Genomic DNA, 19,980 nt, shown 5'->3' with positions numbered 1-19,980 from the left:
ATCTCAATCGAATAGGGTGGGACAACGAATGAGCGAGGATTTCTACGACGTACTCGGGGTGTCACGGGACGCCAGCGAGGACGAGATCAAGCAGGCCTACCGGGAGAAGGCACGGGAGTACCATCCCGACGTGAGCGACGATCCGAACGCCGAAGAGAAGTTCAAGAAAGCCAAGACGGCGAAGGAGGTCCTGACCGACGAGGAGAAACGGCAGGCCTACGACCGACTGGGCCACGAGCGGTTCGAGCAGGCCCAGAAGCAGGGCGGGTTCAGCGGCGGTGGCGGCGGCGCACGCGGCCAGCGCGGAGCCGGCGGTGACCCGTTCGGGCAGGGCGGTCCCTTCGGCGACATGGGCGACATCTTCGAGCAGTTCTTCGGCGGTGGCGGCGGTCGCGGCGGTGCCCGACAGGGGACCGACCTCCGGACGGAACTCTCTATCACCCTCGAAGAAGCCGCCAGTGGCGTCGAGAAACAGCTCGTCATCACCCGCCCGGAGAACTGTCCCGACTGTCACGGCGACGGGCATCCCCCAGACAGCGACTCGCGGACCTGTCCCGAGTGTGAGGGCCGCGGGCAGGTCACTCGGGTCCAGCAGACGCCGATGGGGCGGGTCCAGCAGACGACGACCTGCCGCCGCTGTGAGGGGGAGGGGACGCTCTACAGTGAGACCTGCGACACCTGTCGCGGGAAGGGGCAGGTCCGCAACGAGGTGACGCTGTCGGTGGAGGTCCCGGCCGGGATTCAGAGCGGTCAGACCCTCCGGATGGAGGGCGAAGGGGCACCCGGCGAAGGCGGTGGCCCCAACGGCGACCTGTTGATCGAGGTGTCCATCGAGGACCATCCCGAGTTCGACCGGGAGGGCGAGGACCTCTACCACGAGTACGCTATCTCCTTCCCGCAGGCGGTGTTCGGCGACACGGTCGAGGTGTCGACGCTCGACGGGTCCGTCGAACTCGAAATCCCGAAACACACGCAGAGCGGCGAAGTCTTCAGGCTGGACGGCAAGGGGATGCCGAAACTCCGGGGTCGCGGCCAGGGTGACCTGTTCGTGCGGGTCCGGGTCGTCACGCCCGAGAGTCTGAACGACGAGCAACGCGACGCACTGGAGGCGTTCGCCGAGGCCGGTGGCGAGGAAGTCGACGTCGAACAGGGCTTCTTCGAGCGGCTGAAAAACAGCTTCTGAGCCACCAGCCCGCGGCCGGTCCGCTCGGCGTCCGCTCGTCCGATAGTTCCGTCACAATTAGACTTAATATTATGAGGTATATAACTACAAGCGGCGCGGGGTCGGTATCGGTCACTCGACCGCTATTGGTTACCCCACCCCTTCCCCCCTTGGCGGCCTCGCGCCGTTTTTCGCTTTCACGAAATTTGTCCCAGGGAGTCCGTCGGATCTGGAAGCCCCGAGCACGATCCGGCCCGGACTGTGGCAGACGACTTAAGCGGACACGGCGGTTACGGCCGGTATGGACGTGATCGGCGATCTCGTCGCGCGTGAGCGCCGGGTGAAAGAACCGCAGGTGTACGGCGACGGGTCACAGCCCTACACCGCACACAAGTTCTGTACCGACGCCTGGAAGACGGCGAGCCTGTTCCGGTACCACGGCGTGGGTCCCGAGCGGGGCGTCGCCGTCGCGGCCGACCCGGCACCGCAACCGCTGCTTTCGTTTTTCGGCGCGGCGCTTCTGGGCGCGCCGGTCCGATTCGGCCTGCCCCCAGAGGGGGACCCGCGGGTGGTCGTCGGTCCCGCCGCGGAGATCGAGGGCCTGACCGTCGAACCAGGCACCAAACGCGTGATCTACGGCGACGAACCGTCCGCGCCGGACGTGATCCACTTCGAGCGGGACATCTGGAGCGAGAACCCGACGATGCCGCCGGACACGGTGGATCCAGACCAGACGGCGCTCGTGGCGGCCGACCGGACGTACACGCACGAGGACCTGCTGACCGCTGCCGAGCGTGTCGTCGACGGGCGAACCCTGACCGAGGACGACGCCGTGGCGGTCCGTGCGTCGCTCACTCGACCGGGGACGCTCGTCGCGGGCGTCCTCGCACCTCTGCAGGTCGGTGCGTCGGTCCTGCTCGCCGAGACCGGGCCGGAGCCGACGGTGGTCGTGGGCGGTGACGGGTCGTCGGGTCTCGACCCCGACGGCGTCCTCGACTGAGGATCACTCGGTCGTTGTCGGTCGCACGGGGTCCGTGGGCTGTTCGCCGGTGACGAGTTCGATCCGGGCCCCGCCCGACTCCGAGTCGGTGACGCGCACGTCCCAGCCGTGTCCCGCGGCGATGTCCGTGACCACGGACAGTCCGAGGCCGGTCCCGTCCTCGCTCGTCGAGAAGCCGTCTTCGAGGACGCGCTCGTGGTCGTCGGTCGGGATCCCGTCGCCGTCGTCGGCGACGAAGATACCCCTCGCGTCGCCGTCGGTGAACGATCCGACCCGGACCGTCAGGTCCTCCCCGCTCCGGTCGGCGTCGTCGGCCGCTGGTCGGTTGCCCGTCGAACCGTGTTCAATACTGTTGCGAAAGAGGTTCTCGAAGGCCTGCGAGAGCTGTGACCGGTCCGCGCGGATCGTCTCGTCGGTCGTCACGGCCAGGGTGGCATCGTCGGACTCGATGTGGGCCCAGGCCTCCGTCGCGAGGTCGGCGACGGCGACGGGTTCGCGGGTCAGGTCGTCGTCGCGGGTCAGCGCGAGGACGTCGTCGATGATCTCGCCCATCCGGTCTGCGCTCTCGACGATGGAGTCGAGGTGTGGTTCCACGTCGTCGGCCTCGCGGGCGACCTCGGCCCGACCGCTGATGACGCTCAGCGGGTTCCGGAGGTCGTGTGAGACGACGCTGGCGAACCGTTCGAGCCGCTCGTTCTGACGTTCGAGTTCCTGCTCGCGCTCTGTTCGGTCGGTCACGTCCCGGACGATGATCGTCTGGCCGACGTGGCGGTCGCGCGCGTCGTTCAGCGGGAACGCCTCGATCTCGTAGTACCGGCCGTCCAGGCCCGCCTCGAACTGCACTTCCTCGCCGAGGTCGGCGACTGCGACGTAGTAGTTGCGAACCGTCGGGTAGTCGGCCAGAACCTCCCCCACGTGTTTCCCGACGACCCGCTCGTCGGGATCGAGTCGGAAGAATCGTCGTCCCATCGGGTTGATGTCGACGAGTCGACCCTGCCGGTCGACGGTGAACACGCCCGCGCTGAGGTCGTCGATGACGCGGTGGCGACCGACGGGCACGAGGTCGAGCAACTGGGCCCGGAAGACCGCCCAGACCAGCGCACCGCCCGTGACGGCGAACGCGATGGGCGTCGTCCCGGCCGGGACCAGTCCGGCAGTCCTGAGGACGTGGCTGAGCCAGGGAACGGCGACCGCGACGAGGATCGCCCCGGTCTGGTAGCGGTACGTCGCGGCGGCGTCGATCGCAAAGCCCAGCAGCATTACCGTCCCGGCGACGAGCAGCGCGTAGTTGTAGACCGTGTTCGCGACGAATCCGAACGCGGGCTCTATCGCGTACCCCATCGGGCGCGCCGCATCGAGACCGTTCACGTCGAAAAAGAGCCCGTGGAGCGGGTTCGTGAACGCGACGACGGTGGCCGCGACGGGGACGACCGACAGTGCCAGCAGGTACCGGGGTCGCACCCACTTCTCGCGGTTGGTGTACTCCAGGACGAACACGAAGAAGCCGACGACCACCAGGTTCGAACCGGGCACGACGAATCGGTTGGCGAGCAGAGCCGTGGGCGTCCCCCGGGCCACCGTCGCGACGAGCAGGGCGCCGATCCAGACGAGTTCGCCGACCATGGTGGCACACAGCGGCAGTGCGCCGATCCGCTCGCGGTTGCGCCAGGTGTAGTACGCGAGCAACGCCGACAGTCCCCCGGCGAGAACGAGCGCCGCCTGGAACAGCACAAGCCAGGGGGGCATACCAGATACCGATTCGGGAATCGGGGTAAGTCTTCGTCCTCGATTCTCAGATGTTGTAACTATCGGGCGTCCTCGATAGCTTCCAGTGCCGCGGGGTTCTCGATGGACGAGAGGTCGCCCAGGTCCTCGCCCTCGTAGGTGGCTTGGACCGCGCGTCGGATGATCTTGCCCGACTGGGTCTTCGGGAACGCCTCGACGAACAGGACCTCCCGGGGGCGGAACGGCTTGCCGAGTTCTTCCCCGACCTGCTCGCGGATCTCCTCGCGGAGAGCGTCACTGGCCTCGAACTCGTCTTCCACGATGACGTAGAGGACGACGGCGGTGCCGGTGGTGTCGTCGTCGGCACCGATGGCGGCGGCCTGGTTGACCGCGTCGTGGTCCATCGCCGCGCCTTCGACCTCGGCCGGGCCGACTTTGCGGCCGGCCACGTTCAGCGCGTCGTCGGCCCGGCCGTGGAGGAACCAGAACCCGTCTTCGTCCTTCTGGGCCCAGTCGCCGTGGTCCCACAGGTCGTCCCAGGTCGACCAGTACTCGTTCAGGTAGCGCTCGTCGCCGCTCCAGAGGGACTTGGTCATCGAGGGACAGGAGTCACGCGCGACCAGATAGCCCCGTTCGTGGGTGTCGGCGATGGACTCGCCGTCCGAATCGACGATGTCGATGTCCATGCCGAGGCCGGGCCCACCGAGGGTACAGGGCTTGAGGTCGTTGATCGGCATGGGCATCAGGAAACAGCCACAGATCTCGGTCCCGCCGGAGATGTTGATGATGGGCGTGTCGCCGCCGCCGACGGTCTCGTGGAACCACTGCCAGGACTCGGGGTCCCACGGTTCGCCCGTCGAGCCGAGCAACCGCAGGCTGGACAGATCGTGGCCCTCCACCCACTCGTCGCCCTGCTTGCGGAGCGCGCGGATCGCGGTGGGGGAGATGCCGAACTGGGTGAGGTCGTGGCGGTCGATCATCTCCCAGAACCGGTCGGGTTCGGGGTAGTCGGGCGCGCCCTCGTACATGAAGATGGTCCCGCCGAAGGTGTGGTTCCCGATCAGGGTCCAGGGCCCCATCATCCAGCCGATGTCGCTGACCCAGAAGAAGCGGTCGGCGGGCTGCAGATCGAACCCGAAGTACAGTTCCTTGGCACACTGGGTCTGGACGCCGGCGTGGGTGTGGACGATTCCCTTCGGTTTGCCGGTCGTGCCCGACGAGTAGAGGAGCATCGACTCCTGATCGCTGGGGAGCGATTTGGTGTCGTAGTCGTCGGACTGGGTGGCGACGGCCTCGGCCCACCACTCGTCGCGGCCCTCGGTCATCGGGATCGAGAGGTCCGTGTCCGGGTCGCTCGCCCCCAGTCGGTCGTAGACGATCACCGATTCCACGTCGGTGTCGGCCTGTGCGATGGCCTCGTCGGCGGTCTCTTTGAGCGTGACCGGATCGCCCCGCCGGAGGAAGCCGTCGCCGGTCACGAGGACCGAACACTCGGGGTCCTCGATGCGGGTGGCGGTGGCGTCGACGCCGAACCCGGAGAAGATGGGGACGGCGATAGCGCCGACCTTGAAACAGCCGTAGAGGATCGAGACGACCTCGGGGACCATCGGCATGTACAGTCCCACGGTGTCGCCGGTCCCGATGCCGCGTTCTTCGAGGGCGTTGGCGACCTGGTTGGCCTGACGGTGGAGTTCGTGGAAGGTGACCTCCCGAACCTCGCCGTCTTCGCCCTCCCAGATGGTCGCGACCTTGTTCCGGCGCTCGTTGTCCGTGGCGGCGTGGCGGTCCACGACGTTGTGGGCGATATTGAGCTCGCCGCCGGGGTACCAGTCGGTGAACTGCGGGCCCTCCGAATCGTCCCGGACTGTGTCGTACTCCTCGTAGAACTCGATGCCGAGATAGTCGACGAGTTCGTCCCAGAACCAGTCGACGCCGGACTCGGGCACGCCGTCGATCTCGGTCGTGGTTCGCTCGATCAGTGCCTCGTAGTCGTCGATGCCGTAGGTCTGCATAAACTCCCAGACGTTGGTCGACTCGACGAACTCCCGGCTCGGCTCGTGGACGATCTCGTCGAGGTCGGCGAGGGACTCGGATGCCATGGTCCGGTATTCCGCCGACCCGCTAAAGTAGCTTCCCCCGCCGGGTGCGGACGTGTCAGTGGTACGGGGCGAGCCGCCGGTGGCTGGGGTCGGTCTGCATCTGGACGTGGCCGCAGTCGGTACAGCGCCAGACGTACGAGCCGAGTCGCCTGTACCCGCGTGAGGGGTCGTCTCCCGGCCCGACGCCCCACTGCCGGCCGCAGTTGACGCACTTGTCGGGTGCGTACTTGCTCTCGTCGTCGCTCGCGGGCTCCGGTTTCCGGTTCTGGCTGATCGAATCGAGGACGGCGCGGATGTCGTCGATGTCCATTCCCTGCTGGAGTCGTTTGAGTCGCCGTTTGAGCCCCCTGACCCGCCGTTCGAGGGCAGTGCAATCGTCGCCGTCCGATTCGCCGGCGGTCACGCCGACTTCCGCCGAGGCCAGCTGGGTCGTTCGCTTGTAGTACTCGATCACCGCCGCCCGGTACCGGGATCGGCGTGCGAGCCGGTCGACCAGCGACCGGAGTTCGTCCTCGAACACCGGCTTCGTGAGGTGGTGGTCCACGTCGAGTTCCGGGAACACCCGGTTTCGGTCGGCCGTCGTCGTCACGACCTCACAGTAGCCGCTGTGTGAGCGGATCTTCTCCAGTACCGTCGGTGCCGCCCCGTCACCGAACTCCTCGGACAGCACGACCACGTCGACCGCCTCGTCGAACTCCTCGGCGACCTGCCGTTTCGTCGACGCGATCCGGACTGCACACTCCTCGAGCCACAGTTCGTACAGCTCCGCCCGTGTCGCGTTGTTTTCGATGACGATAACGACCGGTTCTGTCTGTGTCATGGCCCCGTCTCGTGGTTAAACGGTTCTCAACTCGCCCTAGGTTGTGTCGCTACTAATACGTTCGCTCGTTACTATCAGGGGTGATAATACAAACTCAGTGATCGGTCGGGTCGTTACTCACTGGTGCTCGAGCCACGCCGTGCGGCCTCGGAGATGTCGCGGGACTTGACCGAGAACGAGTGGACGGTCGTCAGGTCCTCGAGGAGGTTCTCGGCGCGGTCGAGCCAGTCCGCGGCGGCGTCCAGCGCCTGCTCGTCGCCGGTGTTCTGGGCCGCCGCCAGTTGGGCCTGTGCCTCCTGCAACGGTTCCCGGAGGTCCTCCGCGAGGACCTCGCTGAACTCGTCGAAGCGGCGTTCGATCCACTGTTCGTACTCTTTGGGTTCGGTGATGTCCTGCTGGAACCCGACGGTGTGGGTCACGTTGCCGTCCTCGTCTCGCACTGGCGCGACGCTGACCCGACTCCAGAACGGCGTCCCGTCCTTCCGGGCGAGCATGAGTTCGACCGTGGCGGGTTCGTCGCCGTCGATGGCCGCGTCCAGTTCCGCTCGTTTGTCTTCGTCGGTCTCCGCCCCGACCAGATGGGTCAGCGACCGCCCCTCGATCTCCGCTTCGTCGTAGCCGGTGAGTCGCTCGAATCCCTCGTTCGCGTAGACGACGGGCGTGTCCGGTCGCGTCCGGTCGGCGATGGTGATGCCGATGGGGGCCTCCGCGATGGCCCGGTTCCGGAGCTTCAGCTCCTGTTCGCGCTCCTTGCGCTCGGTGATGTCCCGGGTCGCGACGACCAGCTGTTCGACCTCGTCGTCGACCACGACCGGCGCGATCCGCGTGTGCCAGTGGGTCGGAATCCCGGGGATGTCGAAGGTCTCGTCGTAGGAGAGCGCCGTCTGTTGCTCGATACACTCCTCGAACCGGGCTTCGATCCGGTCGCCGATCTCGCCGTCGAGTATCTCCCGGGGTGTCCGCCCGATCATCTCCGACGCCGACAGTCCCGACATCGACTCGTAGGCCGGGTTGACGCGCTGGATCTCGAACCGCCCGTCGTCCGTGACGTCGACGAGGATGATCCCGTCCTGTGCGTTCTCGAACGTCGTTTCGGCTTTCCGGAGCCTCCGTTCGCGTTCTTTGCGCTCGGCGATGTTCCGGAGGACGCCGACGGTCCCCCGGAAGCCGTCGTCGGAGGGCAGGACGGCGATGTGGTTCTCGAAGGGAATCCGGTCGCCCGATTCGGTGACGAGATCCATCTCGAACGACCCGCGCGTGTCGTCGCCGGTGATCAGGTCACGGATCAGCGCTTCGGCCGTCTCGATGTCGTCTTCCTCCATGACCGTCGAGACGGGTTCGCCGACGAGGTCGTCGGGTTCGTAGCCGGCGACGGTCAGGTCGCGACCGGCCGGCGGGACGACCGACGTGATGACACCCTCGTCGTCCAGCGTGTAGACTTCGTCGGGAATCGTTTCGACGACCGTCTCGTAGCGTTCGAGTTCCCGCTCGCGTTCCCGCCGGTCGGTGATCTCCCGGGAGTTGAAGACGTACCCGCCGACGGTCGTGTCCTTCCGGTTGCTCCCGACACTCTCCACCCAGACCCACGACCCGTCGGCCCGTTTGAACCGGAACGTGACGTTCTCGATGACGGTCCCCTCCCGTTCGGTGAGGTCGATGAACCGCCTGCGAACCTCCTCGCGGTCGTCCGGGTGGACGTAGTTGAACACGTACTCGCCGACGAGTTCGCCGGAGTCCCAGCCGAGAATCCGCTCGACGGAGGGGCTCTGGTACTGGATCGTTCCGTCGGGCGCGATGACGGTCACGATGTCCTCGGCGTGTTCGATGAGCGTCCGGTACTGCCGCCCCGTCACCGCCGCCGCGTCCGGCGCGTCGTCACGCCGCAGCGCCCCCTCGATGCGACCGGCCAGGAGTTCTTCGCTGGCGGTCGCCAGCCCCATCGTGAGGGAATCCGTCGCACCCGCCTCGACGCTCTCGGCGGCGTCCGCGGCGTCTTCGGCGAGTACGAGAACCGGGAGTGCGGGGTACTCCTCGCGGAGCCGTCTCACGAGGTCGGTCGCAGTCCCGTCCGGAAGGTCGTACTCGCTCACGACGCAGTCGACCCCGGTTTCGACTACTGCCGTGAGTGTGTCTTCGATCTCCGACACGACCGTGACCGTCGCCGTATCGCCCGCCTCCCCGAGGTCCGGAAGCGCACGCTCGACGACACTCCCGTCGGCACCCACGTAGAGGACAGTCGTCGACGCCGACCCGAAGGCTGCCATGTCTCGGGGTAAGCTAAGATAGTTGATAAACACTTGGGCCGAATTATCACGGTCCGAATTGGCGGTCCGGCGCGGTGGTCGGGGACGGCCGTCCGCTCGGCGGTTTCGTCAGCCGGACTCCGCCCGGACGCGAACCAGCCCGCCCGACTCTCCGTCCTCGGTCACCGCGAGGTCGAACCGCCACCTCCCGTCGTCGAGTCGCCGGGGGTCCGACAGCGTCAACGCCGGGCCGGGAAGCCGTCCGAGCAAGTCGATGGCGATCGGCAACGTCGGCAACGACGCCGACCGCGAGGTGAGCGCGTAATCGGTGATCGTCACCGTCCAGGCGCTACCGGTCGCGGTGTCGGCGTGGGCGTCGACGGCGTACTCGTCGACGATATCGAGGCGCTGTAACCGCTGGAGGGTCGCGTCCAGTGGCCGGTCGCTGTCGTCGGGCTCGGCGAGTTCCGTCGCCGCCGCCCGGAGGATGGCGGTCTGCTCCGACTCGGACAGTCTGGCCCCGAGTTCGAAAGAGAGGGTCCGCAACAGGTGCAGACAGAGGTCGTCGGGGTCGTCGATAGCGTCGGCGGTCTCGCAGTACACGTCCATGATCGACGACTCCAGGTCGGCGTACCCCTCGGCCGACAGCGTCTCGAACACGGCAGCGGCCACGTCGTGACAGAACCCCGTCAGCGACGCCGTCTCGCCGGTCGTCGGCGGCGTCACCGTCCGCGTCGCGCGGCTCGGCTCCTCGCAGGCGATGAAGTCGTAACAGGGCGCTCGCGGGTCCCACCGGCGCAAGACGGCGCGGTAGGCGGCCGCTGCCTCCGCCGCTTTCTCCGCGGTCTCCCGATCCGGGAACCGCGCGCCGGCGACCGGCACCGGACACACGCCAGTCCGCCCGCAGACGACCCAGTACTCCCCGCCGTCGACCGCCAGGTCCTCGATCCGCGCCCTGATCTTCGAGAGTGTCTCCCCGACCATTTTAGGCCTACCTAAAACGACGCGGTGAAAATAGGTTACGGTCGGGGATGGCGGGCCGTCGGCGAGTGGCCCGAGACCGCAGGTGGGGACGGGGCGTCCCGTGTGGTGTCTGACGCCTGCCAACGTTTTTAGCCGGGCGTGGCCAAGGACCGGGTATGTACGTCCGGGACGCGAAAAACCGCGAGGAGGTCTGGCTTCTGGATCACATCGAGGACATGGGCCTGGACGAGACGGCGTTTCGCTCGCGCGACTACGTCATCGCCATCGACGAGGAGACCAACGAGAAGGCGGGGTTCGGGCGAATCCGCGTCCACAAGACCGACGACGAGGCCGTCTGTGAACTCACCTCCATCGGCGTCCTCGACGACTGGCGCGGGCAGGGCGTCGGCGCACACGTCGTCGAACGGCTCATCCAGAAGGCCGGCGACGACGGGTTCGAAACCGTCTACGCGCTCACGGACGAGCCCGACTACCTCCGGCAGTTCGAGTTCGACCCCATCGACGCCGGGTCGCTCCCGGAGAAACTCCAGGATCGCCTGGAGGAAAAGCGCGAGACGACCGCACCCGACGCCGTCCCGATGGCACTCACCGTCGCGGAGTTCCGGATGCCCCGGAAGTTCCGGGAGGCGTTCAAACGCGCCGCCGCCGACGAGGGCGAGGCCGAACCCGAGGAAGGGCCCGAGGACTTCGGCATCGACCCCGAGGAAGCGACCTACAAGTACGACACCGGGCGCTGACGGCGCTCCGTCGCCCCGCTACCGCGCGCCTTCGATATCGAAGCGAGCGCCCCCATTCTCGCTCTCGGTCGCCGTGATCGTCCAGTCGTGGGCCTCGACGATCTCCTCGACGATGGCCAACCCGAACCCGGTGCCGTCGTCGTCGGTCGTGTACTCGCTCTCGAACACCGCGTCGCGCTCGTCGTCCGGAATCCCCTTCCCGTCGTCGGCGACGTAGAAGCCATCGCGCTCACCGAGTTCACCGACGGTCACGGTCACGGCCGGATCGCCGTGTTCGATGGCATCATCGGACGGAGTCCGATTGCTCGTGGAGCCATGCTCCAGGGCGTCATCGGACGAAGTCCGATGGCCTGCCGAGGTTTCCTCGGCAACGTCACCGGAACGCTCTGCGTTCCGGTTGCCTGTCGAACCGTGTTCGACAGCGTTGCGAAAGAGGTTCTCGAAGACCCGCTGGAGGCGGTCGCCGTCGCCCGTGATCGCCGTGTCACTCTCGACGGACAGCGCGGCCTCCGGGGCGTCGACGTTGGCCCACGCGCGTTCGGCGAGCGCCCGCAACGACAGGTCCTCGGTCGTCTGGACCTGCTGGCCGCCGCGGGCCAGTGCCAGCACGTCGTCGACGATGGCGTCCATCCGCTCCAGCGACGACGACGCGCTCGCGACGTGCGCCCGCATCTCGTCGATCCGCTCGCGGGCGTCGTCGAGGTCGTCGATCCCGCCTTCGCTCGCGATCATCGCGAGTTCGAGTTCGCCCGAGGCGACGCTCAACGGGTTCCGCAGGTCGTGGGAGACGACGCCGGCGAACTCGTCGAGCCGTTCGTTCTGGCGCTGTAACTCGCGCTGGCGGCGCTTCTGTTCGGTGATGTCCTCGATGAGGACCAGCCGGCCCAGCCGGCGGCCGTAGCTGTCGTTCAACGTCGTCGCCGTGACCCGGAGGTCCCGACCGCGAGCCCGGACCTCCGACTCCGTTCGCTGGACGACCTCGGTAACCTCGCCGACGGCGTCCCGGACCTGGGGCACGTCCGAGAGGACTTCGACGCCCTCGCGGCCGACCACGTCGACGCCCGCCAGCCCCAGCAGGTCCCGCCCGCGCGGGTTCAGGTCGACCACCCGGTCCTGCCAGTTGAGGACGAGGACGCCGGCGTCGATGTTCTCGATGACGGTACTTTTCGCGACCGGCATCACGTCGAGCAGGTCGTCGGCGTAGATGGCCCACCAGATGGCCAGGCCGGTCACGACGAACCCCAGCGCCGTGAGGTCGACGGGTGCGGGACCGAGCAAAAAGAGGGCGTTGCCCGCCCAGGGTGCGGCGATCCCGATCACGATGGCCGTCGCCTGCCGCTGGTAGACGGGATCGGCGCGGACCGCGAACTCGAGGAAGAGCCCGGTCGCCATCGCCAGCAGGAGGTAGGCCCAGATGACGTTCGCGTAGAGAAACCAGCCGTAGGTGACCTGGTACCCGTAGAACGCAGACGGGTCCACGGCCCCGAACCGGAAGGCCTGCCGGGCGACCGACGGGAACTGCATCGCGACCCCGACGACGACCGGCTGGACGGCGAGGAAGGCCCCGAGCCAGCCGTTGATGTACTGGTCCCGGCCCGTGTACTGCAGGGCCGCGAGCAGGGCGAACACCGGCACGAGCGTCATGCCGAAAAACTGGGTCTTGATGATCGTCCGGGCAATGGGTGTGCCCGCGAACAGCGTCGTCAGCAGGGCCAGTACGATCCAGCCGTCGATGGCGAGAAACAGGCCGATCAGTTCCCGCTGCCCGCGTGTCGACTCCATCCGCCAGGCGTACACTGCGATACCCAGACAGGCCACCCCCGCGACGACGAGAACTGCCTGGTAGACGGCGGTGATCGACACCATCCTTCGGAGGTACTCCGTCGTTTATCAATAAATTATGGTGTGGGTTGACACACGATCTGCCGGCCCGTCGGAAGCGTCGCAGTCGGCCCCTCCCAGACACATAAATTCCCGGAAACCTCAAACAACGCTTATACACGGCTCCTCCGTTTCTTGAAGCACATGTTCGACGACGAGGACCTCCAGGAGATCCGCTCGGGGAAGGCCGACTGGGACGAGGAGTCGGTCCAGCCGACCGTCGAGCGGTTCGGTGAGCGCAAGGAGACGTTCACCACCGACACGGAGGGACAGACCGTAGACCGCCTGTACACGCCCGCGGACGTGGCCGATATCGACTACGACGAGGATCTAGGTTTCCCCGGCGAGGAACCCTACACACGGGGCGTCTACCCGACGATGTACCGCGGCCGGCTCTGGACGATGCGCCAGTACGCCGGTATGGGGACGGCGCGCGAGACCAACGAGCGGTTCCACTACCTGCTCGACGAGGGGCAGACCGGCCTCTCGATGGCCTTCGACCTGCCGACACAGATGGGGTACGATTCGGACAACGCGATGGCCGCGGGTGAGGTCGGCAAGACCGGCGTCGCCATCGACTCGCTGTCGGACATGGAGACCGTCTTCGAGGGCATCCCGCTCGACGAGGTCTCCACGTCGATGACGATCAACGCCCCCGCGTCGGTCCTGCTCGCCATGTACATCGCCGTCGGCGACAAGCAGGGCGTCGACCGCGAGGAACTCCGGGGCACCATCCAGAACGACGTGCTCAAGGAGTACATCGCGCGCAACACCTACATCTACCCGCCCGAGCCGTCCATGCGGATCATCACGGACATCTTCGAGTTCTGTGCCGAGGAGGTCCCCAACTTCAACACCATCTCCATCTCGGGCTATCACGTCCGGGAGGCCGGGTCGACCGCGGCCCAGGAGATCGCCTTTACGCTCGGCAACGGCATCGAGTACGTCGAAGCCGCCATCGAGGCCGGACTGGACGTGGACGAGTTCGCCCCCCAGCTGTCCTTCTTTTTCGCCTCCTACAACAACATCCTCGAAGAAGTCGCGAAGTTCCGCGCGGCCCGGCGGATGTGGTACCAGATCATGGAGGAACGCTTCGACGCGGAGAATCCCAAGTCCAAGCAACTGAAGTTCCACACCCAGACCGCCGGATCGACGCTGACGGCCCAGCAGGTCGAGAACAACGTCGTCCGGGTCGCCTACCAGGCGCTCGCTGCCGTCCTCGGCGGGACACAGAGCCTCCACACCAACGGGAAAGACGAGGCCGTCGGCCTCCCGACCGAGGAGAGCGTCCGGACCGCCCTGCGGACCCAGCAGATCCTCGCCCACGAGTCGGGCGCGGCCGACACCATCGACCCGCTGGGCGGCAGTTACTACGTCGAGAGCCTGACCGACGAACTGGAGGAGGAGGCCTTCGAGATCCTCGACCGGATCGACGGCAAGGGCGGGATGCTCCCGGCCATCGAGGACCAGTGGGTCCAGCGCGAGATTCAGGACGTGGCCTTCGAGCGCCAGCGCGAACAGGAGGAAGGCGAACGCATCATCGTCGGCGTCAACGAGTACCAGGTCGAGGAGGAAGACGACGTGGACATCGAGGAAGTCGACGAGGCCCTCGAAGCCCAACAGCAGGAGACGCTCGCGGAAGTCCGCGACGACCGCGACGACGAGGCCGTCGAGGCCAAACTCGACGCCGTCCGCGAGGCCGCTCGCGAGGGCGAGAACCTCATGCCGTATCTCATCGACGCCGTCAAGGTCTACGCCACCACCGGCGAGATCTGTGACGCCATGCGGGACGTGTTCGGCGAGTACCAGGGCGGCGGTATCTGACGACAGGGGACTTCTCGACTCGATTTTCGGCTTCCGTCCGATCAGCGACAGAACTAAGTAGCCGTGTAAAGTCTCCTTTACTGTAAAGCGACCTTTACGGAAACGTCGCTTTACACCGCCCTGAAAACCATGACGACGACACAGGACCATCCAGCACGGAGAGGACAGCGCTACAATCGCATCATCATGGCCGTCTTCGCGGTGGGGATCGTGAGTTTCTTCGCCGGCATGTTGCTCGATCAGACCTTCGTCGGGCTGGTCGTGTACGCGGTCGCCTGTCTCGGCGGCATCACGGCCCTGCTGTACCTGCAGTTCGCGAGTACGGTCCAGCTGAGCGACGAGCGCGAACAGCGGCTCCACGAGCGGGCCAGCGGCGCGCTCATCATGATCGCCGCCTACGTCGGGCTCCCCGTCGTGATCGGTCTCTACCTGCTCGACAACCTCGGCTACTACACGATCCCCCCGGTCGTCTGGGGCGGGATCTACGCCTACTCCGCGCTCTTCCTGCTGTGGGGGGTCGTCTACACCGTCGTCCGCTACAACGCATGAAAAACGATCTCCGCGACCGGCGCGAGCGACACGACCTCAGCCAGGCCGACCTGGCCGCAGAGGTCGACGTGACCCGGCAGACGATCAACTCCATCGAGCGCGGCCGGTACGACCCCTCCCTGGAACTGGCTTTCGCGCTCGCCGCCTACTTCGACTGCCGGATCGAGGACATCTTCGACCCCGAATAGGTCCCCCTGACGCTACAGCGTGACCGCCATCATCACCTCGTCCACCGGTTCGCCGTCGATGCGGTAGTGGTCCTCGCGGACGGCTTCGACCGCCCCGCCGTGGGCCTCGAAGAACTCGATCGCGCCCTCGTTGGTCGCCGGGAAACTGTTGTACACCTTCGTCAGTCCCATCTCCTCGGCCCAGTCGAGGCCGTGTTCCAGCAGGCGACTCCCGATGCCGTGGCCGCGGTGGGCCTCGACCAGCCCGATTGTCAACTCCGCGGTGTGGTGGAGTTTGTCGAGTTCGGGAATCTCCAGGTGGACCCACCCGACGACCTCCTCACCGACCGTGGCGACGAAGAAGACGCGGGACTCGAACTCGTTGTGCCGGAGCAGGGAGTCCTCGTAATCCAGTTGCTGGGCGACGCTTTCGGCTTCGATGTAGCTCCCCTCGCCGGCGACCTGTCGGAGCGTGCCCACGATGCCCGCGATGTCGTCCTGCCGGGCCGGTCGGATCGTCACGGTGAGTCCGTCGGTCTCGTACTGCTCGGCCGTGCCGGGGTCCATCGCGATCTCCAGTTGGCCGTCCCGCTCGGTCAGGTAGCCGTCGCGCTTGAGCATCGAGAGATGGTGGCCGAAGCGTCGGTGTTCGAACCCGAGCGCCGCCCGCGCCCGCTCGGGGTCGACGCGCCCCTCACGCTCGACGTACTCGTAGATCCGTTGCCTGTCGTCGTCCAGTCGCCCCGGTTTCGGTGCGTCCATACCCCACGGTCACGGCGAACCGTCTTAGTTATTGATGACAGTTACCACACCGCACACACCTGCGGCCGTCGCAGGGCTGATTGTCCCGCCGCTCCCAGCCGGGGTATGCAGTTCGATCACGCGGGTATCGCGACCGACGACGCCGACGCGGTCGCCGAACAGTACGCGACGCTGTTCGACGCGACGGTCGCTCACGAGGAACAGTTCGACGGAATGGCGGTGGTCTTTCTCGACCTCGGGAACGGCTTCTTCGAGGTGCTGGAACCGCTGGACGACGAGGGTGCCATCGCCAGCTACCTCGACCGGTCGGGCCCGGGCATCCACCACCTCGCGGTGGCGACCGAGGATATCGAGGCGGCCCTGGCCCGCGCTCGTGAGGCCGGCGTCGAGTTGATCGACGAGGAACCGCGGGGCGGAGCCTGGGGCCACGACGTGGCCTTCCTGCACCCCAAATCGACCGGTGGTGTCCTGCTCGAATTCGTCGAACACTAGGCCGCCGCCGTCCTCACCTCGACCGGTTCGCGGAAACACTCGATCTCGAAGCGCGCGCCGCCTTCCGGGCTCTCGGCGATGGAGAGTTCCCAGCCGTGAGCGCCCACGATATCGCGGACGATGGCGAGCCCGAGGCCGGTGCCTTCCTCGTGGGTCGTGTAGCCCTGTTCGAGCACTTCGTCGCGCTCGTCCTCGGGGATGCCGTCGCCGGTGTCCTCGACGTAGAACCCGGTGTCGTCCGGGAGGGTACCCACCCGGATCGTGAGGTCGCCGTCGTTGTGGTCCAGCGCGTTCCGGTAGAGGTTCTCGAAGACGTTGAGCAGTCGGTCACGGTCGCTCTCCAGTCGGAGGTCCAGATCGTGATCGAGCGACGCCCGGTCGGTGTCGACGTTCTCCCAGGCCTCGGTCGCGACCGATCCCACGTCCACGTCCTCTGTCTCGGTGATGGCCTTCCCGGAGCGGGCCAGCGTGAGCGCGTCGTCGATGATGTCCCGCATGCGTTCGTGGGCCGTATCGAGTTCCTCGACGCTCTCCCGATGTTCGCCGTCGAGTCTGGCCTCCAGCAGTTCGACGTGGCCGGTGGCGACGTTCAGCGGGTTGCGCAGGTCGTGCGAGACGATGCTGGCGAACCGGTCCAGCCGCTCGTTCTGGTGTTCGAGTTGCTGTTTCTGCTGTTCGAGGTCCTGTTTCTGCTGGCGGAGTTCCTCCTCGCGCTCGCGGAGCTGTTCCTCGCGTTCCTTCTGCTCGGTCACGTCGTACAGCAGGACGCTCTGCCCGGCGAAGTTCCCGTTCTTGTCCTCGATGTCGGAGATGTTGATGTCGTAACAGCGTTCCTCGTCGTCCCCCTGCACCCAGATCTGGTCGCGGCGTTCGCTCAGCAGTTCCCCCTCGACGTAGTCGTCCCAGTACTTCTCGAGTTCGACCATGTCGAAGACGGGTTTGCCGACGACCCGATCCTCCAGTCCGAGCATCTTCCGGGCCGTCGAGTTGATGTCGACGATCCGCCCGTCGGCGTCGAGGATCATGACGCCGCTGTCGATCTCCTCGATCACGAAGTCACGCGCCAGCGGCAACACGTCGTCGAAGCGCGAACTGAACCGGGCGAGGATGGCGTTGATCGGAATCATCTGGACGAATCTGATACTCGTGAAGAGCACGAGCGCGACGGCCCCCCAGAACAGGAACGAGAAGGGGACGAGCATCATGTGCGGGAACGGGCTAAACCCGGCGACGGTGATCATGTTGGTCGTCCACATCGACAGCCCACCGAACCCGAGGACCAGGCTCAGCTTCCGGTAGACGTTCCGTGAGTGGAGCGCCTTCCGGAACAGGAGGACCGTCGCCGCCACCAGCAACGTGTACGTAAATAGGATGAATCCCCAGGCGACCGGCCCCCATGCGTCGTAGGTCAGCAACACGGTTCCGCCCTCCGTGACGAGTCGAGGGTTCACGATCACCAGGTCGCGTGCTGCGTCCGTCAGCGTCGCCGGGACGTACACGAACGGGACGACGAGGAGCGCGTGTGGCAGGTAGCGCGGCAGCTTGTCGTAGTGGCCGGTGTAGGCGGCTGCAAAGAGGAACCAGCAGCTACAGAGAGCGACACTCGAGACGAGAAAGCCCGCGAAGAAGACCAGTTTCAGTTGGTAGCTCGTGCTGGCGACCGTCAGGGCGAGCGAAAGTGACCACGCCGTGATGGCGGCCATGACTCCGACGTACCAGATGGTCCCACGGCGGCCACGCTTTGCGTACCCGAGGTACGCGGCCACCGTGGAGATGCCTGCGACGAGCAACAGCGCGGGAACGTAGATACTGTACTGGAACATTGGCGTGATCGGTGCACCGTCCCCTCGACGACAGTGTCTCTTGGTCGAAAGTGTCCCTCAACGGAGTAAAAGGTATCTCCTGTATTATCGGCAGTGATAACAATTAGCCCCAGTCCGCGGCGCGGAACTCGCCTTCCGGGTGCATCCGCGCGGGTGGCTGGGCGAACCACGCCGCACCGTTGAGTTCGCCGGGCTGGATGGCGAGATGGCCGCCCTCGTACCGGCCGTCGAAGAAGACCCACAGCGTGTGGAGGCGTTCGTCGTGTTCACCTTTCGAAACGCTGACCCGGCGGCGGATCAGGAACGGTTCGACGATCCGACAGTCGATTCCGGTCTCCTCCCGTACTTCCCGGACCGCGGCCTCCTCGTAGGACTCGCCACACTCACGGCCGCCGCCGGGCAGGCCCCACCGGGTCGAGCCCCGCGAGAGGATCATCAGGACGCGCCGATCCTCCTGGATGTCGGCCGGGAGCGACTCCGAGAGCGGGGCCGTCTCAGGGGGTTCGCGGACCACCCAGACGTAGCCGCCGCCGGTGTACCCCTCCGTGGCCAGGTCGCGCAACTCCGGGAACACGTCGGCGGGCACTTCCTCGTGTTCCTCGCGGACGGGCACGTCACCGTACTCCGACAGGAGCCGGTCCTGCCGGCGGTCGACCTCCGTCCGATTCACGTCGCGGGCCATCCTCGTTCCACCCTTTTCGTTCGCACTGAAATGTCCTCCGACCCGGCAGAACGGGTCAGCCAGAGAGCGTCTCGAAGACCTCGCGCTCGGTCTCCGCGACCGTCGAGAGATGTCCCAGATCGGGGTAGAAGTGCGACTCGGCGGTCGGAATGGCGTCCGCGAGATAGTACCCCATCGCCGGCGGAACGACGGTGTCGACTTTCCCGTACCACAGCCACGTCGGGACGGAGATCGTCCCGAGGTCGAAGCCCCACGACTGGCCGAACAGCGCGGTCTCGGCGACCAGCGGATCGAGGCCGTGGTGGCGGCGCGACTCCACCATACTCGCGTGGACGACTTTCCCGAGTTCGCCCGTCCAGACCGGGCCGTCGGCGGGCGCGGCGCTGTCGGCCATGGATTCGAGGAAGGCGTCCCGGTCGTCGAGGGCCTGCTTCCCGCCGAGCCACAGCCCGAGCTTCGCCGCCGGCGGCAGGAAGCGGGCGCTGTAGTACCAGAGTCGATCCCGGAGGCCGACCGCTTCCATCGGGCCGAGACCGCAGACGATCCCCGCCCGCTCGACGCGCTGGTCGAGGAGTGCCGCCGTCGCCGCGGCGTAGGGGCCGCCGGCAGAGATCCCGAGGACCGGAAAGCTATCGAGGTCGAGCGCGTCGGCCAGATCCGCCACGTCGGCCGGCCAGTCGGTCAGCGTCCGGTCGGGGTCCGGGTCGGAGACGCCGAACCCCGGGCGCTCCGGCGCGATCACGCGGACGCCCTGCTCGCGAGCAACGTCGTCGAACGCCGCCGCGAACACGCGCGAGTTGGGGAATCCGTGGAACAACAGGAAGGGGTCGCCGTCGGGGTCGCCGACGGTCGCGTAACCCAGTTCCCGGCCGTCACGGAGCGTGACGGTCCGGGGGTTCTCGGCTATCTCGGCGGCGAGGTCGAGCGCCGCGGACTCTCCAGTGGCCACGTCCGTCGTCCGTTCCGCCTCGCCCCCGAACCAGTCGCCGAGCGCGTCGCGCAGTCCCATGGCCCACCGTGGTGTCGCCCC

Annotated in this window: 17 protein-coding genes; 7 read left to right on the top strand and 10 right to left on the bottom strand. The window is 66.7% G+C overall.

Annotation, left to right across the window (positions count from 1 at the left end):
- Nucleotides 1-28: 28 nt before the first annotated feature.
- Nucleotides 29-1,183: a molecular chaperone DnaJ gene (dnaJ, locus tag ACOZ4N_RS09085; RefSeq protein ID WP_424019606.1), complete on the top strand. Its 1,155-nt coding sequence runs from the start codon at nucleotides 29-31 to the stop codon at nucleotides 1,181-1,183.
- Nucleotides 1,184-1,463: 280 nt separating this feature from the next.
- Entirely contained in the window at nucleotides 1,464-2,162 is a 699-nt protein-coding gene (locus ACOZ4N_RS09080; protein ID WP_424019605.1) for a hypothetical protein, read from the top strand.
- Nucleotides 2,163-2,165: 3 nt separating this feature from the next.
- Here ACOZ4N_RS09080 and ACOZ4N_RS09075 read toward each other — a convergent pair whose 3' ends face one another.
- The 5 genes from ACOZ4N_RS09075 to ACOZ4N_RS09055 all read right to left on the bottom strand — a co-directional run bounded on the left by ACOZ4N_RS09075 (nucleotide 2,166) and on the right by ACOZ4N_RS09055 (nucleotide 10,033).
- Nucleotides 2,166-3,908: a histidine kinase N-terminal 7TM domain-containing protein gene (locus tag ACOZ4N_RS09075; RefSeq protein WP_424019604.1), complete on the bottom strand. Its 1,743-nt coding sequence runs from the start codon at nucleotides 3,906-3,908 to the stop codon at nucleotides 2,166-2,168.
- A gap of 59 nt (nucleotides 3,909-3,967) precedes the next feature.
- Nucleotides 3,968-5,986, bottom strand: coding sequence for an AMP-binding protein (locus ACOZ4N_RS09070; RefSeq protein ID WP_424019603.1), 2,019 nt, complete (start codon nucleotides 5,984-5,986; stop codon nucleotides 3,968-3,970).
- 55 nt (nucleotides 5,987-6,041) lie between these two features.
- Nucleotides 6,042-6,806: a response regulator receiver protein gene (locus ACOZ4N_RS09065; protein WP_424019602.1), complete on the bottom strand. Its 765-nt coding sequence runs from the start codon at nucleotides 6,804-6,806 to the stop codon at nucleotides 6,042-6,044.
- Between the two features lie 113 nt (nucleotides 6,807-6,919).
- Nucleotides 6,920-9,070 carry a PAS domain S-box protein gene (locus tag ACOZ4N_RS09060; RefSeq protein WP_424019601.1) on the bottom strand — a complete coding sequence of 717 codons (2,151 nt, stop codon included), beginning with the start codon at nucleotides 9,068-9,070 and terminating at the stop codon, nucleotides 6,920-6,922.
- Between the two features lie 108 nt (nucleotides 9,071-9,178).
- Entirely contained in the window at nucleotides 9,179-10,033 is an 855-nt protein-coding gene (locus ACOZ4N_RS09055; protein WP_424019600.1) for a DUF7551 domain-containing protein, read from the bottom strand.
- Nucleotides 10,034-10,188: 155 nt separating this feature from the next.
- On the opposite strand from ACOZ4N_RS09055, the gene ACOZ4N_RS09050 reads away from it, so the two are divergent.
- Nucleotides 10,189-10,770, top strand: a complete 582-nt coding sequence (locus ACOZ4N_RS09050; protein ID WP_424019599.1) for a GNAT family N-acetyltransferase — start codon at nucleotides 10,189-10,191, stop codon at nucleotides 10,768-10,770.
- A gap of 18 nt (nucleotides 10,771-10,788) precedes the next feature.
- On the opposite strand, the gene ACOZ4N_RS09045 is transcribed toward ACOZ4N_RS09050, so the two are convergent.
- A complete protein-coding gene (locus ACOZ4N_RS09045; RefSeq protein ID WP_424019598.1) occupies nucleotides 10,789-12,636 on the bottom strand; it encodes a histidine kinase N-terminal 7TM domain-containing protein in 1,848 nt (615 codons plus the stop codon).
- A gap of 159 nt (nucleotides 12,637-12,795) precedes the next feature.
- Here ACOZ4N_RS09045 and ACOZ4N_RS09040 point away from each other — a divergent pair, with 159 nt between their 5' ends.
- The 3 genes from ACOZ4N_RS09040 (at nucleotide 12,796) to ACOZ4N_RS09030 (ending at nucleotide 15,212) form a co-directional block, all read left to right on the top strand.
- Nucleotides 12,796-14,475: an acyl-CoA mutase large subunit family protein gene (locus ACOZ4N_RS09040; protein WP_424019597.1), complete on the top strand. Its 1,680-nt coding sequence runs from the start codon at nucleotides 12,796-12,798 to the stop codon at nucleotides 14,473-14,475.
- Nucleotides 14,476-14,604: 129 nt separating this feature from the next.
- Nucleotides 14,605-15,024, top strand: coding sequence for a hypothetical protein (locus ACOZ4N_RS09035; protein WP_424019596.1), 420 nt, complete (start codon nucleotides 14,605-14,607; stop codon nucleotides 15,022-15,024).
- Nucleotides 15,021-15,212, top strand: coding sequence for a helix-turn-helix transcriptional regulator (locus ACOZ4N_RS09030; protein ID WP_424019595.1), 192 nt, complete (start codon nucleotides 15,021-15,023; stop codon nucleotides 15,210-15,212). Before ACOZ4N_RS09035 ends, ACOZ4N_RS09030 begins: the two co-directional genes overlap by 4 nt.
- Nucleotides 15,213-15,224: 12 nt before the next feature.
- Here ACOZ4N_RS09030 and ACOZ4N_RS09025 read toward each other — a convergent pair whose 3' ends face one another.
- Complete coding sequence (locus ACOZ4N_RS09025) at nucleotides 15,225-15,953, bottom strand: N-acetyltransferase family protein (protein WP_424019594.1); 729 nt, start codon at nucleotides 15,951-15,953, stop codon at nucleotides 15,225-15,227.
- 105 nt (nucleotides 15,954-16,058) lie between these two features.
- On the opposite strand from ACOZ4N_RS09025, the gene mce reads away from it, so the two are divergent.
- Nucleotides 16,059-16,445 carry a methylmalonyl-CoA epimerase gene (mce, locus tag ACOZ4N_RS09020; RefSeq protein ID WP_424019593.1) on the top strand — a complete coding sequence of 129 codons (387 nt, stop codon included), beginning with the start codon at nucleotides 16,059-16,061 and terminating at the stop codon, nucleotides 16,443-16,445.
- Here the strand turns inward: mce and ACOZ4N_RS09015 are convergent.
- From ACOZ4N_RS09015 to ACOZ4N_RS09005, 3 genes are all read right to left on the bottom strand, one after another.
- Nucleotides 16,442-18,268, bottom strand: a complete 1,827-nt coding sequence (locus ACOZ4N_RS09015) for a histidine kinase N-terminal 7TM domain-containing protein (RefSeq protein ID WP_424019592.1) — start codon at nucleotides 18,266-18,268, stop codon at nucleotides 16,442-16,444. The two genes, mce and ACOZ4N_RS09015, sit on opposite strands and share 4 nt — an antisense overlap.
- Nucleotides 18,269-18,371: 103 nt before the next feature.
- Entirely contained in the window at nucleotides 18,372-18,950 is a 579-nt protein-coding gene (locus tag ACOZ4N_RS09010) for an NUDIX hydrolase (RefSeq protein WP_424019591.1), read from the bottom strand.
- A 55-nt stretch (nucleotides 18,951-19,005) separates the two neighbouring features.
- Entirely contained in the window at nucleotides 19,006-19,959 is a 954-nt protein-coding gene (locus ACOZ4N_RS09005) for an alpha/beta fold hydrolase (RefSeq protein ID WP_424019590.1), read from the bottom strand.
- Nucleotides 19,960-19,980: the final 21 nt, after the last annotated feature.

This window comes from Halorientalis pallida, from assembly GCF_049605515.1.
In the GTDB taxonomy this organism is placed as follows: Archaea; Halobacteriota; Halobacteria; order Halobacteriales; family Haloarculaceae; genus Halorientalis; species Halorientalis pallida_A.
This window is presented reverse-complemented; position numbering and strand designations above follow the sequence as displayed.